The organism is Fulvivirga imtechensis AK7 (assembly GCF_000331535.1).
Classification (GTDB): domain Bacteria; phylum Bacteroidota; class Bacteroidia; order Cytophagales; family Cyclobacteriaceae; genus Fulvivirga; species Fulvivirga imtechensis.
On sequence record NZ_AMZN01000004.1, the window covers coordinates 85,636 to 101,332 of the forward strand.

Genomic DNA, 15,697 nt, shown 5'->3' on the forward strand with positions numbered 1-15,697 from the left:
ACACCTAAAAAAAAAATGAAAACAGGAGCATCAGCATGATGCTCAAAGAAAAGCAACCCATACCAGGGTTGTTAAAAAGAATAGACCTTATGCCTCTGGTGGCGGAGTGAGGACGTCCGAAATGTGATCTTTTAAAGCCATGGATCTCCCGGTGCAGTTCTTTTTATAGAGCAGATCAGGGATGAAGTACATCTTCTCAAAGTTCATTGTATGTTCTGAGATATGTTTTTCTTCTTCCTCAAACCCAAGGCTCCCTACCGGAATTTGTGTCTCCGGAATAAAGTCTTTTTTTCCAAGGCAGGTTTCCATTATGAATTCAACAACAGTTTCTATCTCATTGACATAGATAAAGCCCGTCTTACCTATTGCAGCATCATTCAGGTTGAGACTGATGTTGAATACCTGTAAGGCTACAATTAGGGTCAGTAAACGTATTGCTGTTGTTCTTTCTTTCCTCATCGGAATTATTCTACACGGAAAAGTCTTGTATTTGGTTTTGCAAAGAACTGAAAAAAATAGGGCTTTATCTAAATTTTTTATCTTGAACAATAGAATAAAGTAACCGGGGAGAAACACAAAAACCACTTTAAAGTTGTGCGACCGGGACAAATCTCGTTTAAAATCGATGTGAAAGGACTTTAATGACAGGCGTAAAACGCAGAAAAATCAGATATAGTTTTATTATGAACTTTAAAAGTATATTTTAGAAGTACCTAAGCCTGCTTTATATTCCAACTATTGAATTTGATCATCAAAAACGAATACTTGCGTAGAGGTAATATTTTGCTATTGCTTATAGTAATGGTGCTAACCTCGGTTTTGCTGATTTTTATCAATTACTTTACAATTAAAACCTTATCTGCATTGCGTGCTTATACTAATGGAGAGTCTCACTACTCCAAGGCACAAAAAAATGCTACCCGGTACCTGATCATGTATGCCTACTCTGAAAACCCTGGCCATTGGGAAGAATTTCGAAAGGAGTTGAACGTGATTGAGGGTGGCCGTTCGGCCCGCACGAGTATGGCGGATGGAGGAGATGCCGATATTATCAGGCGAAATTTACTAGCGGCAAGAAACCACGCTGATGATGTGGATAATATGATATGGCTCTTTGAAAATTTCCAGCATGTTCCATTTATGAAAAGGGCGATCAGGGCCTGGAAAGAGGCAGATCAGCTAGTGGCGGAAAAGTATGCCTATGCGTTGGAGATTCGAGAGAAAGTATATCGAAGAAAACTGGGTCAGGATCAAAAGCAAGCGCTTGTTGAGCGGATAAATGAATATACCAAAGCAATAAATGAGAAGGAAAATGAATTTTCAGCCATCTTTGGAGATGCGTCAAGAACGCTCAATGGTTATCTCTTCTATTTTAATATTCTTATGATCCTATTGATCGTGGGCAGTGGTAGTTTCTTAACCATGTCTATGATCTCCAGCCTCGATGAAAAAAACAGAGATCTTATCAGCACTAATGACGAGCTTGATAAGTTCGTGTACAGTGCTTCCCATGATCTTCGCGCACCTATCACCTCAATGAAAGGACTTATAGAAATCTCAAAATTAGAGGGGGACGATGAGAAAAAACAACAATACCTTAACCTGATGATGGATACTCTCAACAGGCAGGATCATTTTATCAGAGAGATCATCGATTTTTCCAGGAATAAGAGGAGCTTGCTAAAGATCCAGGAAATTGATCTGCGGAAAATTGTAGAGTCTACCATCCAGCAGCATCGATATATGGAAGGGGCGGACCGGATCACTTTTGGTACGGATATAAGAACCGAAAAATTATATAATGATACGCTTCGTGTAGAGATCATCCTGAATAACCTGATCTCAAATGCGATTAAGTATAGTGATAAGAGAAAAAGTGATCAGTATGTGAACGTGATAACTGACAGTGAAGGCGATAACTGCATAATCGAAGTAGAGGATAACGGGATTGGTATTAGTGATGACGACCAAAAGCGCATTTTTGAGATGTTTTTTGCGTCTGAGCACAATAGTATGAATTCTGGTTTAGGCCTCTATATTACCAAAGAGACAATTAATAAACTCGGTGGCTCCATAGAGGTAGAGTCAAAAAGAAACGTGGGTACTACATTTCGTGTTTCTTTACCTAACAGAACAGGCGGTTAATTTGCTTCAGCATGAGCCTTGTCAAAGGATATGTGGTGCTCCAGAAATGTGCTGTCGTTATGACCTTTTACCTGAAACACGATGCCGGGGGAGCTTTGCTGCCAATTTATTTGCACAAGCCCGTAATTTCTTTTAATGACCATCTCTCCGACCCGGTATTTGTTTTCTTCCGGCCATACTTCGCTCCAGGTGTGTGTGAGGCCACTGGAAGTGAGGTCGTACAGGGGATATGGCAAACCTTCAAGATCTATTTTGGATATTTCTGCAATATGGCGGTCACCGCTAAGGATCAGGGTATTGGCAGGGTGAGTTTTTACAAGTAGCTTAAAAAGCCGCTCCCTTGACTGAGGAAAGTTGGACCATTTCTCAAAATCATGTTGGGCAGCAATTACCTGTATCCCGGAAACGAGAATATGCATATCAGCATCACTATCCGTTAATTCATATTCAAGCCATTGCCACTGCTTCTCTCCAAGCAGATCACCATCTTTATTGGGCAAATACCGGGCTGAGGTCAGCGTGTCGGCAGAGAGGGTATCTCTGAAGTAACGGGTATCAAGAAGAATTACCTTTATTTTCTTGTTTTTAGGTCCGTAAGAATAAGCATTATAGGCTCCTTCACGCCTCCATACAGGGTTGTCAGCAGGTACATCCAGAAAATCGAGCATCAGCCATTTGCTGGAATCTTTCTTGCTAAAATGTTTGCCACCATCATTCATACCATAGTCATGATCATCCCAAATGCCTATGACGGGCACTGTGTTGAGCAGGTTTTGATATTCAGGCCTGGATTTTTGTTTGTCGTACCTGGCCTTCATCAGTGTCATGTCATGTGTGTCACCGTAAATATTGTCACCACCCAAAATGAGCAGGTCAGGCTGCGCTTTGGTTATTTCAGTCCACAATTGCTCGGGATTATCCTGATGGCTGCATGAGCCAAAAGCAATGGTATTTATTATGGGAGCCGTGCTTTCCACTTCCGAACGCTGTATGTTGTGGCAGGCGCTACCTATAATAATTGTCAACAAAAAATAGTACTTTGAAGTCATGCGGCAAAGATAATGAGGCTTTTAAGGAAGGAAAGTTTTGTTAATATTATTTTTTTGCAAACGTTTGAATAAAATAAGTTAAACATTGCAGTTTTGCACACGGTATCAAGACCGCTGCATTCAGCTATTGTACAGTCGAAATAATGAATGAATTGTTAGGATACTTATCCGCACTGGTTATTGGTTTCACATTAGGGCTTATTGGTGGAGGGGGCTCAATACTTACCGTACCGGCACTGGTGTATCTTGTAGGAATAAATCCGGTATTATCTACAGCCTACTCTTTATTTGTAGTAGGTACAGCGGCACTGGTGGGCTCCTTTAGTTATATGAAAAAAGGCTTGTTAAGCTATAAAACAGCCCTGGTATTTGCTGTTCCTTCATTTATCTCCGTTTTTATCACCCGGAAATTTGTGGTTCCTGCTATTCCCGAGGTGATTTTTACTGTCAACAACTTTCAGCTAACCAAAGACCTGGCGATTATGATCTTTTTTGCCTTTATCATGCTTTTGGCTTCGATATCAATGATATGGTCAGGGAGAAAGGCTATGAAGGTAGAGGCTGACAAAAAGCCTGTTTTTAATTACCCGATGATACTTCTTGAAGGGACTTTTGTTGGTGTGCTTACCGGTCTGGTAGGGGCCGGGGGAGGCTTTTTGATCATACCTGCTTTGGTACTCTTGGCTAAGTTGCCTATTAAACTTGCTGTAGGGACCTCTTTATTGATCATCGCGGCAAAGTCTCTTATAGGATTTATAGGGGACATAGGAGAGCAGCCAATAAACTGGACATTTCTACTCTCTTTTACCGGAGTGGCTATTGTTGGTATCTTTATAGGATCATATACATCAAGGTTTGTGCCTGCATCAAAATTAAAAGCAGGATTTGGCTGGTTCGTATTATTGATGGCTTGTTATATTTTTGTTGAAGAGCTCTTTTTGAGACTTTAATTTTAGCTGCCGGGCGTGATTTTTTTGTATATTGATGGGGCTTTAATTTATCAACCAATTTTCAATCTATTGCAATACGTATGAAAAAAATATTGCTGACTAGCTTGTGTTCGGTCCTGGTGGGAGGACTCCTTGCGCAGTACCCTGGTGTTCATGAAAATGCTCCTGTTAATCATGATTGGCAGCATCCGCTCACGGCAAAGCAGGGAAAAAGCATTTTGGATTACTACCTTCTGCTACCTGATTATATTTTTGAATGTGAAATACCATTTGAACATTCCGAAGCTGCCCGGCTGAATGCAATAAGCTATAAAAGCATTAAGAACGGTTATATAAAAGCGCAAACCAATGAAGGTGAATTCACGGTGGTAATGTTTAAGGACAGGCAGAAGAACCGGGATATCATTGCTATCACTAAATGTGGTGCCGGCTGCCAGTGTTTTGTAAATACTTATCTGCAGTTTGATACCATGCGGGAATTATGGGTGGATGCTTCTGATGTAATGCCATCGGATGAGGAATTTGAAAGTGTAGGTAAGAAGCTGGAAGAAGCATCAGGGCAGGAGGTGTGGCCTTTATTTATCCTTCCCGAGCATGGAACTACTATTATGGTAGTAGATGATTTCTCAGAGGATCGCCAGGAGCTTTATAAACTGGTTTGGGCTGGCGGCAAGTTCAGTATACAAATGTAGGTTGTTCATGTTGTTAGATCCGGGTGATACAGGATTAAGCAGCCTGAGGATTAAAATTTAATATTGGCAATTGGCAAACAGAAGGCGAGTAACAGCCACCAGCTTTAAGCTTCACCCTGTAGGGCGGGTAGCTTGATTATTAACTGCAGTGCTTCCGATTTTCTCACCATTCCCTTTTTCGTTTGACCCGCGATACCCCGGACCGGGTGATATGGTCAGTGCAACCTGCACTTCAGCATGCTTTAAAACCCATTCGTATAAAATCGTCAACGGATGTTCAGGGGCTGCGTAAAATAAGATGTTGAAGAGCATAGGATATGACAAAGAAGGGTCAATACATTTTTTTATGGATGCTTATTTTACTGCTTTGCCTGCAGTTCCTTTTTTCCGGCTTTATGCGATTGGCAGGTGAAAATATTGACTTTGCTATTTGGGGCTGGTCCTGTACGTTTATATTCTATATCGGATGGCTGGATATAATGATAGCTGTAGGATTGCTAATAGGAAGGGTACGCATCATTGCTACACTTATCTTAATGCTATCTATGTGTTTCCAGGGGTATGTTTATTTCCTCCATGATGAAATCGCGTTTGTTATGCTCGACCTGGCTTCTGCAGGCCTTGCCCTGATAGTACTCTGGTATAGCAGGGAAAATCTCCATGTGCATGTTTGAGGCTTAACCTTTGCTTTCGGCTGACGGCAGAACAGCGAGGGAGCTAATCTTCATCAAGCCCGGGATATTTAAGATCGAGCTTTTTCAAAAAGTTTTTTAATACTTTGGCGACATAATAATTGCGGTACCACTTTTTATCGGAAGGAACAACATGCCATGGAGCCTCTTCGCAGCGGTTGATCAAAGATTCATAAACCTTTTGTGTTGTATCCCATGCCTCCTGACTGCTTTCATCACTTTTGTTATACTTCCATTTTTTGTGTTTTTTCTTTTTTCGTGCCGATACGCGCTTCTCCTGCTCTTCTTTTGATATGTGAAGGAAAAATTTGAGTACAAAAGTTTTACTTACCTGCAAATGTGTTTCCAGCTTGTTGATCATATCAAGGCGGTGCTCAAGAAGTTCCTGTGAATGAGTACCTTTCACGGTAGGTACGAGTATGTCTTCATAATAAGAGCGGTTAAAAACACCAACAATGCCCTGCGCAGGCAAATGTGAATAGATCCGCCATAAAAAATCATGTTTTTGCTCGCTTTCAGTGGGTACTCCAAAAGCCTTGATGTTGATACCCATAGGGTTCATACTCCGGATCACATGTCTGATAATTCCATCCTTGCCAGAGGTATCCATTCCCTGAAGGATGACCAATAGCGCATACCGGCCATCTGCGTAGAACTTATTTTGCAATTCAAACAGCCTTCTGTGTAGCTTTTTCAGCTTTATTTTAGCTGTTTTTTTATCCGGAGCATCTTCGGGAGGTATTGTAGGGGCTTTACTAAGAGCTATCATATTAAAATGAAACGCGTCTGGCAATGATAGGTTTCTCGGTTAGTTCTCAGTTCACAGTTCTCAGTTCTCGGTTCACAGTTCACAGTTTTCAGTTCACAGTTTTCAGTTCTCAGTTCACAGTTTCTCAGTTCTCAGTTCTCAGTTCTCAGTTCTCGGTTCTCAGTTCACAGTTTCTCAGTTCTTAGTCAAGTCACCCGCCCACAGCGCTATTTCTTCTTTACTCCTCGCAGGGCCTCAGCGGTCCAGGGGTCGTCAGGCCATGAGTGTTTGGGGTACCTTCTCTGTAGCTCCTTTTTTACTTCGAAATAGGCATTATTCCAAAAACTGCGCAAGTCAGAGGTGATCTGCACCGGCTTGAAGCCAGGTGAGAGTAAGTGTATGATCACGGCATTCTTGCCATTATTGATCCTTGGTGTATCGGCCAGCCCGAATACCTCCTGTAGTCGAACTGCCAAAACAGGTGGAGCTCCGTCTGCCATATACTGCAATCTAATGCTAGACCCACTCGGGACTTCGATCCTTTCCGGGGCCAGTTCAGTCAAAGCCTGTTGCTTTTCCCAATCCAGTGAATGATGGAGAACATTTACCAGATCAATCTTCTTGAGGTCCTCCGGTTTCTTGATATTGGCAAGGTAAGGTGTAAGCCATTCTTCATTGGTTATTAATAAGGTGGAGGTGCTCACATCCGGCCAGCCCTCCTGCGGATTCCACCTGCGCAGGCTCAATACACGGTTTTGCCATTGGGTAACTGCCTCGTCAAAAGAAAGCAGGTTTTCTCCTTCATCTTTAACAGCCTCAGAGATTGCTTTGATCAGGTGCTTTTCATCAGGGGAGGGCAGTGGCCTGGATTGGAGTACTATGCATCCAATTCGTAGATCTTTGGTGGCGATGAGCCCACCCTTACGAGTATCCCAGGTGATGACTTCCTGTTCTTTCACCAATGGAGCCAGATCCTTTGGATTCAGGGGTGAGGCCATAAATATTTTGCCCATACCATCTCTGGCATCCACATTAGCTATGGCCAGCCAGGGCTCATGTGCCAGGTCATCTTTGTGGCCGGCCATGGCATATTTTCCGTTGGCCAACTGAAACTGTGCATTATTACCCGGCCTGGCGTAGGCTATCCGTTCGGGATGAGCATGTGCCAGCAGCACTCCCGTGGCATAAGGATCTACAGGGCTGTTATCTTCTTTGATATTGAACATCTTTCGATAGGAGGAGGCTATTTTTTCAATCCTGGCGAAAGGTTTTCCCTGGCTGCCGCGTTGGCGATACCTTCTCAATGCTTCAATTCTCAGGTTCAGATCTATTCCCGATTCGCGAGGCAATGGGTCTCGTTCTTCCAACAGAGCAGCTATATCCGTGGCCAGCGCCAGCATGTCATCTTCCTCAGCCATCATCAGCATGTGTGCGATCCGGGGGTGGCATGGCAGTTGGTGTATTTTTTTGCCGTGAGGAGTAATGCGGCCGTTTTCCAGCGCATCCAGTTGATGTAATGTGTCAGAGGCTTGTGAGAGAGCCGCTTTTGGTGGCGGTGTAAGCCAGGTAAGTTGTCGTGCATCAACAATACCCCACTGCGCCAGATCCAACACCAGGTCAGCCAGATCTGCTTCCATTATCTCAGGGGTGCGATGGCCTGCAAGTCGCTCATGGGTAGCCTTTGACCACATACGGTAGCACACCCCTGCACTTAACCGCCCGGCCCTTCCTGCCCGTTGGTCGGCAGAGTCTTGGGAGATCTGTATGGTTTCCAGCCGGGACAATCCGGATTTGGGATCGAACCTGGAGGTACGTCCGTAGCCGGTGTCTACTACTATTTTTATTCCCTCAATAGTCAAACTGGTCTCGGCTATTGAAGTAGCCAATACGACCTTTCTTTGGCCATTTTTATTGGGCATAATGGCTGCATACTGCTTGTTTTGCGGTAGTTTTCCGTAGAGAGGATGGATGGCAAATTGTGGCAACTCCCTGCGCAGCGCTTCTTCGCACTTTTTGATCTCTCCTTCACCAGGCAGGAAGACAAGTGTGTCACCTTCGTTTTCTCTAACAGCCCGTAATACTGTTCGTGCTGTCATTTCCGGTAGCATCATCTGATCCTGCTCACCGGTATAGACGATCTCTACCGGATACTGCCTGCCCTTACTCTCGGCAACAGGTGCTTTCAACAGCTCGGTGAGCTGGGGCATGTCAAGTGTTGCCGACATGACCATGATGCGCAGGTCCGGCCTTAATATTTGCTGCGCTTCCCGGCATAATGCTAACGCCACATCCGCATGGATACTTCGCTCGTGAAATTCGTCAAAAATAACCAAACCGACTCCATCCAGAGAGTTGTCAGTATGGATCATCCGCGTGAGGATGCCTTCTGTTAAGACTTCAATACGTGTGCCGTTGCTGGTGCGGTTTTCAAACCTGATGCGATATCCAACTGTTTTTCCCACCTCGTCACCCAATAACTCCGACATGCGGACAGCTATTGATCTTGCCGCCAGTCTCCTGGGTTCCAGCATCAGTATCTTTTGTCCTTTCAGCCAGGGCTCATCTATTAAAGAGAGCGGCAATATCGTGCTTTTTCCTGCGCCAGGAGGGGCATTTACAATCAGGGTATTGTCCTGATACAGTTTTTTTTGTACTTCGGGAATGATGTATGTTATTGGAAGGTCTGACTCAAATGGATTAAATGACAAAGCTGTTTTCTGTTTTTAATGAGTAAGTGCAGTAGTAGATGTTTAAATTTCTATTTTTGGGTGTGAAGTTAGGTTGCGGAATCCGATTATTTCCAGTACAATAAAAAAAATATCTTTGAACTTAAAGAATAAGTGCTATGTTTGCATAGTGTAGTTCCTAATGTAAGGACATAAGACCTCTCAAAGAATTCTCATTTCCCCTACATAACAGTACCACAATAATATCAGGCACTTTAAATAACACTGAAAAAGTTAAAGATTAGTTGATAAGAAGTTCTAATTCCCATCCTCGTAATCACCAAGGGCTTGTAAAAGCTAGTAATTTTCAAACACAATAATACCAATATCAAGAATCCAAAATTTTTAAGCAGTACCGGCTCTGATTTTTCAAAGACATTAAAGAACAGGGTCAACGATTACTTCAAGACTAATAATCTCAGTAAGTATGGGAACGGCAACATGGTTGTTAAAACAATATTTATGCTTTCGCTGTTCTTTGTTCCATTGATCATTGTGAACCTGGGGGTCGTTACGAGCCCATGGTTGTTGTTCTCTTCATATATCCTAAGCGGATTAGGTATGGCGGGAATAGGCATGGGAGTGATGCATGATGCTATTCATGGCTCCTACTCCAAAAACAGGAAGGTGAATAAATATATGGGCTATACCATGAATCTTATTGGGGCAAATGCCACCGTCTGGAAAATTCAGCATAATGTGCTTCATCATACATACACGAATATTGATGAAGCTGATGATGATATTAACGCTCCTTTTTTTCTGCGATTTTCACCTCATGCAAAAAAATACTGGCTGCACAGGTTTCAGTATCTCTACATCTGGTTTTTCTATGGGTTGTCCACAATATCATGGATAACTACCAAGGATTTTGTGCGGATCAACCGTTATAAAAAAATGGGGTTCGTAAAAAAGGAAGAATATTCAAAGGAGATAATGAAGTTGACGGGCTGGAAGTTGCTGTACTACTCGTACGCACTCGTTTTACCATTAATTATGGCGCCCCAGGCACCCTGGATGGTGATACTGGCATTTATTGCCATGCATTTTATTACAGGTCTGGCAATTAGTGTTGTTTTTCAAACTGCACATGTGATGCCAAGCGCAGATTTCCCACTTCCCGATGAAGATGGGCTCATTGCCAATGATTGGGCGATACATCAACTGGCTACAACAAGTAATTTTTCGCCTCGCAGCCGCCTGTTTTCATGGTTAATAGGGGGATTAAATTACCAGGTAGAACACCACCTTTTGCCCAATATATGTCATGTGCATTACAGAAAGTTGTCTCATATCGTTGCAGAAACAGCAAGGGAATATGGCATCCCTTACCATATCAAAAAGACTTTTGTGGCTGCGATATGGGATCATATAAAGATGCTTTATCAGCTTGGGAGAATGGAATTGGCACCTATAAAACAAACTGTAAAATGACAGATGCTTGAATGCGTCTTATTAATAACGAATACAATTACAATTACAATAAATAACATAATGCAAGAAGGAACAGTAAAATTTTTTAATAACACCAAAGGATTTGGATTTATTAAACCCTCAGATTCAAGTGAAGACATTTTTGTACACGAAAGTGGCCTGATCGATGAGATCCGGGAAAACGACAACGTAAAATTTGACGTTGAAAGAGGAAGAAAAGGAATGAATGCGGTTAATGTTGAGTTAATCGACTAACAATATTATAGTATAATACAACAATAAAGTAATGAAAGAAGGAACAGTAAAGTTTTTTAATAATACCAAAGGATTTGGATTTATTAAGCCCTCAGATTCAAGTGAAGACATTTTCGTACACGAGAGTGGTCTGATCGATGAGATCCGTGAAAACGACAGAGTAAAATTTGACGTTGAAAGAGGAAAAAAAGGAATGAATGCGGTTAACGTTGAGTTGATCGATTAATATAATAACAGTACAACAATAAAGTAATGAGAGAAGGAACAGTAAAGTTTTTTAATAATACCAAAGGATTTGGCTTTATTAAGCCCTCAGATTCAAGTGAAGATATTTTCGTGCATGAAAGTGGCCTGATAGATGAGATTCGTGAAAACGACAGGGTAAAATTTGACGTTGAAAGAGGAAAAAAAGGAATGAATGCGGTTAATGTTGAGTTGATCGATTAATTTTCAGTGTCCTAATTATAAAGAGGCCATCTCAAAAGTCAGTTGAGACGGCCTTTTTTTATATCCGGATGGGGCCGGAAAAATGAGGGCTGCATTTTCATAGTGCAGCCTTCGTTTATTTATTCCGTTTTTAGCACTTTACCCCTTACTTCTCCATGCTCAGTCATAACCCGGTAAAAATATATACCCGCAGGAAGGTCCGGACCTGAAAATATAAAAGTATCAGTATGATTATCTCTTTCTTGCCTGGATAGTATACCTACACGTTCGCCTCGCAGATTGTGAAGCGTGGCCCTGGTATTTCTTAAAGCACCAGTTACTGTTATCGTAAAAGCTGAGCTGAATGGGTTAGGCCAAACATTTGTTTTCGCTGCCTTGGTAACATTATCTGTGGCTAATACTGCGTTTTCGGATGAGAGCTCGTTGGAATAAAGTGAAGTATTTAAGGTTTCCAGTTCATTCTTATCATTGGTGATCAAAGAGGTGGCATAGAGCCTATAAATGTAGTTAACACCGGATGCAATATTGATGTCGGTGTATCTTGTGACATCAGCTTCAAGAGAATCCAGTGTTACGAAGTTTTCTTCATCTTCAGCTTTTCGTTGAACTATGTAGTTTGTTTCAGCTTTCGAACGGTCAGTCCATAACAGCGTATAGCCACTATCTTCTTTAACCACAAACTTCAAAACAGGGGCATGCAAGTAGGTTAAAGATGCCTGATGATTATAAAACGCTTCCCCATACTCGTTTGAGGTATAGATACTGAAATATGGTCGCATATGTTCCGGTAGGCCGGTTATTACAACTGTTGTGTCACTGTTTGAAAGAGGGAATATTATCTCACCGTCAATCCAATATCTGATTTCCTGCTTGTCAACCGGGATTCGCTCGTCAATTTGCCAGGAGAGTCGGATACTGGTCGCTGATAATACAGTGTCGGTTACATTTTTCACAGGGTATGGAACGGTTCTTTCGGTGGTAAAACCACCCTCTCCCGGAGAAGAAAGATGTTCGCCATTATATGCATATATTCTAAACTTGTAATAGGTGTTTTGCTCCAGGCTCTCAAGTTTCAGTTGTTTATGAGTAGTACTGTCAATGGTTACGTATTCATCACCGACATATTGCTGAACAATAAAACCTTCAGTTTTAGGATCATCGTTGTACCATTTCAGCAGAGCAGTGGTACCAGTTATGGAGTCTGCGTGAATAGCTGTCGGGTGTACAGGTGTATTAACATCATGATAATACAGTGATGTTACAGAAACACTATATTTCTGTCCAAGTCCATAGAATAAGGTGTCTCCTTTTGTGAAGGCGATGGCATGACTATTTTGGGGCACCTCCGGTAGAAGTCCTTCAAATTGATAGTTGAAGTTACCCAGATCATCGTAGCTATACACTTTATTGCTGATGAAGGCCAGGTTTTGGCCATTGTATTGGCAAAGCAACTCTTTCGTCATATCGGAAAAATAATTTTGAGAAAAATCACCGTGTTTTACAAGGGCACTTGTCTTATTCACGGATACAAAATTTTTATTATCATTATTAATAAATGTCACCGAATCCTCATTGACAAAGCCAAAATGTGCAAATGCCCGTTCTTCGTCAGTTGTTGTTAGCAGCCAGTCGTCTGATACAATATCGTATATAGCGTAAGCGAAATTGTAATTTTCATCTGCTCCACTTAGATAAACTTTGCCTTCGCCCAAATCAGTAACAGCATATAAACTTCCATCGAGATTCAACCCATCGGGGACAGATGCTTTTTGAGTCCATTCATTCGTTTCTGTATTAAATTGGAATAGAGTTTTGTAATAAGAATAATTGGCGTCTAAACCATTAAATATATAGATGGAATTATTATGGATAAACGATGATCCGAACCTCATCGTTTGCAGCCCTGGAAAATCTGGCAGAGTTTCAACAGTTCCATTGCTCATATCTAAACTCAGGAAGCTTAGAGTTTGAGGGGAAAGCAGATAGATTTTTCCGTTGAGATGAATTTTTTTAGCGAGGCTGAGACTTGAAAGGGAGTCTAGTGTTTCATCAAAGCCCTTCTTGTTATACTTTTTCCATGATCCGAATAGTCTCGTTTCCACTACATCTGAATTTTTATAGATGGAGGTTATATCCTTTAAAAAATTTCTTACCCTATATGTATATGTTTCGTTTTGAACCACCGAAGAATCGTAGTAATAGTAATAATTATAATAATTGTCTAGCGCGCCCAGGGTGTCTATAACCGTGAAGCTTCCTGCTCCCGTTTTTCGTTCTATGATAGTGCCTTCATAGTTGGTGCTTATCGGCTGAAATTTTAATCCTATTATTTCATTGGACACATAATCAACCTTTAATTCATAGGGAGGAAATAAGACCGGGCTCACATTAACTATGCTGGTGGTATCAACACCGTATTCATTAAAATAGATCAGACGAAAATTCAGAGGTTGCATTTCTTCGAGTGATATTGAAATCCAGCTATTAAAGGTTGTGTCAATAGTAATAAATTCAGCATTCGTTGCTGTCTGTATGACAAAGCCATCTGCTCTATTGCGAGTAGGAAAAAAGCGGATAGTAGCAGAACCGTAATAATATCTGATGTCGTCAATAATGATATCTACCGCCTGTGGCATAAGAGCCGTTGTTTGTATGGCTACCTCTTCTGATGACATGGTTGTGTTACCAACATAAGCTGTGATTCTATATGTAACCAGAGTATCTGTTTTGGGAAGATTGTCGTCTGAAAAAGTCGTTGACCATATTACAGTATCCAAAGCTATAAAATTGGAGTTATCCCCAATCGATCTTTCTATTATAAAGCCATCTTCGTTGCCCGAGTTGTCATTCCATGAAAGGTTAAACTGTTTATAATAGCTGTCGGGAACTACTGTAAGGTTCGATGGTGCTGCCAGATCTGGCTGATCTGTAGTGAAGTAACTTTCTGCTGAGGCACTCAGTCCCTGTTTTACGGCAGCTATTTTTACGTAGTATATGGTGCCTGCCGTCAGTCCTGTCAGACCATAAGATGTGGTATTAGCAGCTACGGAAGCTTCCAATGTATAATTTAGATTGTCGCCCGTTGAAATATAAACTTCATAGCTTTCTTCATCGCTTGCATTATCTGTCCAATATATCGTAGTTGTGGTCTCCGTAGTGTTTGAAAAATAGATATTGCTGGGCGCTGCCGGAGGAACTACTTCTTTCATTGTCCATAAGTCATTTCTGTCAATGGAGGTAAAGAAGTCTTCATTATAATATCCCAGCGCTGCATATCCCTGATCGTTCAAAGCAAAAGCAACAAGACTATTGCGGTTGTCCTCTGTAGTAGAAGGGCCGAAGTCTGTTGATGTTGATAAGGTATTGTCGGACGGGTCGTATACTGTTGTGGTGGCATTGCCACTGCCTGCCACCAGATATGCTTTATTGTCCACTACAAAGCATGCTGCACCCTGCTTGTTGCTTAATTTGATATCTGCAAATATCTTTTCAGTCCAGTTATCCGCAACAGGATCGTACTCTATTATATCCGAATATACGGTAGTGGAGGAGCCATCAAAATAAGATCCGGAAGTCAAATAACCTTTTCCATTGATAGTAAAAGCGACTGCATTAGTTCTTGTATTTCCATTTTCCAATCCGGTAATGCTTGCCCAGTTATCAGTGACAGGGTCATATTCGAAAAAATCCACAGTGCCTCCAGTGCCATCATTTCCAGTGCCAACGTACCCTTTGCCATTGATAGCAAAAGCGGTTGCAGAAAATCGGGCTGTGCCAATGAAATCAGCAACGGGGGACCAGTTATTTGTAGAGGGATCATATTCATAAAAATCTACTAAAGATCCGGAGCCATTACTTCCAGTTCCTACGTAACCTTTGCCATTGATACTAAAGGCTACGGCTTCGTAGCGGGCTGCACCAGGAAAATCAGCTATTGGAGTCCATTGGTCTGAGGTAGCATTGTATTTGTAAAAGTCCTGATAATATGTGCCGTCCTGTGATTTGCCGGTACCAACATATGCCTCATTTTCAATTACAAAACTTACTGCTCCGTGCCGGGCATTTCCCGTAAAATCAGCCAGTTGATCCCATTCATAAACCTGACAGAATGCAGAATAACTGAAAATGGTAAGGAATAGCGTTCCAATGTAGAAAGATTTCATAAAATGTATATTGTATTAAACTTAATAGTGTGCCAATTCAAAAATGGTAAACAAAAAATACAAAAATAATTATGCAACAGGTGGATTTTAAAATTTTCTTAAAAAATATTATTCGGTAAGGATGATTAAAGTAACCCAAATAAATTTACTTTTATTATATGTATTGGAATATTTATATGAAAAGAGGGATAAGAATAAAAATACTGGTGAGGGTTTTTACTGGAGGGGAGGCAGCCTTTTCCAAACTTACTCCGTACTGATGGCACAAATCATAACTAGTAAGTTTAGCATTTATAATTTGGAAGAGGCTTTTCAGAGGCATTTCTCAATTGATCTGATATGGAGGGTGAGATGGGTTTAGGTTGAATCCTCCTTTGAAATAGTCTCTTCTATTTT

At 41.5% G+C, this 15,697-nt stretch carries 13 protein-coding genes; 8 read left to right on the plus strand and 5 right to left on the minus strand.

The genetic code is table 11. From position 1 onward, the window contains the following. Window positions 1-87: 87 nt before the first annotated feature. Window positions 88-549, minus strand: a complete 462-nt coding sequence (locus C900_RS01685) for a hypothetical protein (protein ID WP_157493847.1) — start codon at window positions 547-549, stop codon at window positions 88-90. Window positions 550-744: 195 nt separating this feature from the next. Between C900_RS01685 and C900_RS01690 the strand changes: the two genes are divergently transcribed. Next, the gene (locus C900_RS01690; protein WP_040495254.1) at window positions 745-2,145 is read left to right on the plus strand and encodes a sensor histidine kinase; all 1,401 of its coding nucleotides are present in this window, start codon (window positions 745-747) and stop codon (window positions 2,143-2,145) included. On the opposite strand, the gene C900_RS01695 is transcribed toward C900_RS01690, so the two are convergent. Further along, complete coding sequence (locus C900_RS01695) at window positions 2,142-3,173, minus strand: alkaline phosphatase D family protein (RefSeq protein ID WP_245558386.1); 1,032 nt, start codon at window positions 3,171-3,173, stop codon at window positions 2,142-2,144. The two genes, C900_RS01690 and C900_RS01695, sit on opposite strands and share 4 nt — an antisense overlap. A gap of 164 nt (window positions 3,174-3,337) precedes the next feature. Between C900_RS01695 and C900_RS01700 the strand changes: the two genes are divergently transcribed. From C900_RS01700 to C900_RS01715, 3 genes are all read left to right on the plus strand, one after another. Beyond that, on the plus strand, window positions 3,338-4,144 hold the full coding sequence (locus tag C900_RS01700; protein ID WP_009577815.1) for a sulfite exporter TauE/SafE family protein: 807 nt from the start codon (window positions 3,338-3,340) through the stop codon (window positions 4,142-4,144). Between the two features lie 80 nt (window positions 4,145-4,224). Next, window positions 4,225-4,836 (plus strand): hypothetical protein, encoded by a 612-nt coding sequence (locus C900_RS01705; RefSeq protein ID WP_009577816.1) that lies wholly within the window; start codon window positions 4,225-4,227, stop codon window positions 4,834-4,836. A 317-nt stretch (window positions 4,837-5,153) separates the two neighbouring features. Next, window positions 5,154-5,510, plus strand: a complete 357-nt coding sequence (locus tag C900_RS01715; RefSeq protein ID WP_040495227.1) for a hypothetical protein — start codon at window positions 5,154-5,156, stop codon at window positions 5,508-5,510. A gap of 43 nt (window positions 5,511-5,553) precedes the next feature. Here the strand turns inward: C900_RS01715 and C900_RS01720 are convergent, their stop codons facing one another. Both C900_RS01720 and hrpB read right to left on the minus strand, forming a co-directional pair. Then, window positions 5,554-6,297 carry a PPK2 family polyphosphate kinase gene (locus tag C900_RS01720; RefSeq protein ID WP_009577822.1) on the minus strand — a complete coding sequence of 248 codons (744 nt, stop codon included), beginning with the start codon at window positions 6,295-6,297 and terminating at the stop codon, window positions 5,554-5,556. 206 nt (window positions 6,298-6,503) lie between these two features. Next, the gene (gene hrpB, locus C900_RS01725) at window positions 6,504-8,984 is read right to left on the minus strand and encodes an ATP-dependent helicase HrpB (protein WP_009577823.1); all 2,481 of its coding nucleotides are present in this window, start codon (window positions 8,982-8,984) and stop codon (window positions 6,504-6,506) included. 480 nt (window positions 8,985-9,464) lie between these two features. Between hrpB and C900_RS01730 the strand changes: the two genes are divergently transcribed. The 4 genes from C900_RS01730 to C900_RS01745 are packed head-to-tail and all read left to right on the plus strand — an operon-like array spanning window position 9,465 to window position 11,138. Then, complete coding sequence (locus C900_RS01730) at window positions 9,465-10,436, plus strand: fatty acid desaturase family protein (RefSeq protein ID WP_009577824.1); 972 nt, start codon at window positions 9,465-9,467, stop codon at window positions 10,434-10,436. A 60-nt stretch (window positions 10,437-10,496) separates the two neighbouring features. Continuing rightward, complete coding sequence (locus C900_RS01735) at window positions 10,497-10,691, plus strand: cold-shock protein (protein WP_009577825.1); 195 nt, start codon at window positions 10,497-10,499, stop codon at window positions 10,689-10,691. 31 nt (window positions 10,692-10,722) lie between these two features. Then, window positions 10,723-10,917: a cold-shock protein gene (locus tag C900_RS01740; RefSeq protein WP_009577826.1), complete on the plus strand. Its 195-nt coding sequence runs from the start codon at window positions 10,723-10,725 to the stop codon at window positions 10,915-10,917. A gap of 26 nt (window positions 10,918-10,943) precedes the next feature. After that, window positions 10,944-11,138, plus strand: coding sequence for a cold-shock protein (locus C900_RS01745; RefSeq protein ID WP_009577827.1), 195 nt, complete (start codon window positions 10,944-10,946; stop codon window positions 11,136-11,138). Between the two features lie 119 nt (window positions 11,139-11,257). Here C900_RS01745 and C900_RS27985 read toward each other — a convergent pair whose 3' ends face one another. Continuing rightward, window positions 11,258-15,301, minus strand: coding sequence for a Kelch repeat-containing protein (locus tag C900_RS27985; RefSeq protein WP_009577828.1), 4,044 nt, complete (start codon window positions 15,299-15,301; stop codon window positions 11,258-11,260). Between the last annotated feature and the right edge of the window lie 396 nt (window positions 15,302-15,697).

What these genes read in the sequence shown, in the direction of transcription:
- C900_RS01705 (WP_009577816.1), top strand. Translation starts at nt 4,225, where the DNA reads ATGAAAAAAATATTGCTGACTAGCTTGTGTTCGGTCCTGGTGGGAGGA.
- C900_RS27985 (WP_009577828.1), bottom strand. Translation starts at nt 15,301, where the DNA reads ATGAAATCTTTCTACATTGGAACGCTATTCCTTACCATTTTCAGTTAT.
- C900_RS01740 (WP_009577826.1), top strand. Translation starts at nt 10,723, where the DNA reads ATGAAAGAAGGAACAGTAAAGTTTTTTAATAATACCAAAGGATTTGGA.
- C900_RS01720 (WP_009577822.1), bottom strand. Translation starts at nt 6,297, where the DNA reads ATGATAGCTCTTAGTAAAGCCCCTACAATACCTCCCGAAGATGCTCCG.
- C900_RS01745 (WP_009577827.1), top strand. Translation starts at nt 10,944, where the DNA reads ATGAGAGAAGGAACAGTAAAGTTTTTTAATAATACCAAAGGATTTGGC.
- C900_RS01715 (WP_040495227.1), top strand. Translation starts at nt 5,154, where the DNA reads ATGACAAAGAAGGGTCAATACATTTTTTTATGGATGCTTATTTTACTG.
- C900_RS01735 (WP_009577825.1), top strand. Translation starts at nt 10,497, where the DNA reads ATGCAAGAAGGAACAGTAAAATTTTTTAATAACACCAAAGGATTTGGA.
- C900_RS01730 (WP_009577824.1), top strand. Translation starts at nt 9,465, where the DNA reads ATGCTTTCGCTGTTCTTTGTTCCATTGATCATTGTGAACCTGGGGGTC.
- C900_RS01700 (WP_009577815.1), top strand. Translation starts at nt 3,338, where the DNA reads ATGAATGAATTGTTAGGATACTTATCCGCACTGGTTATTGGTTTCACA.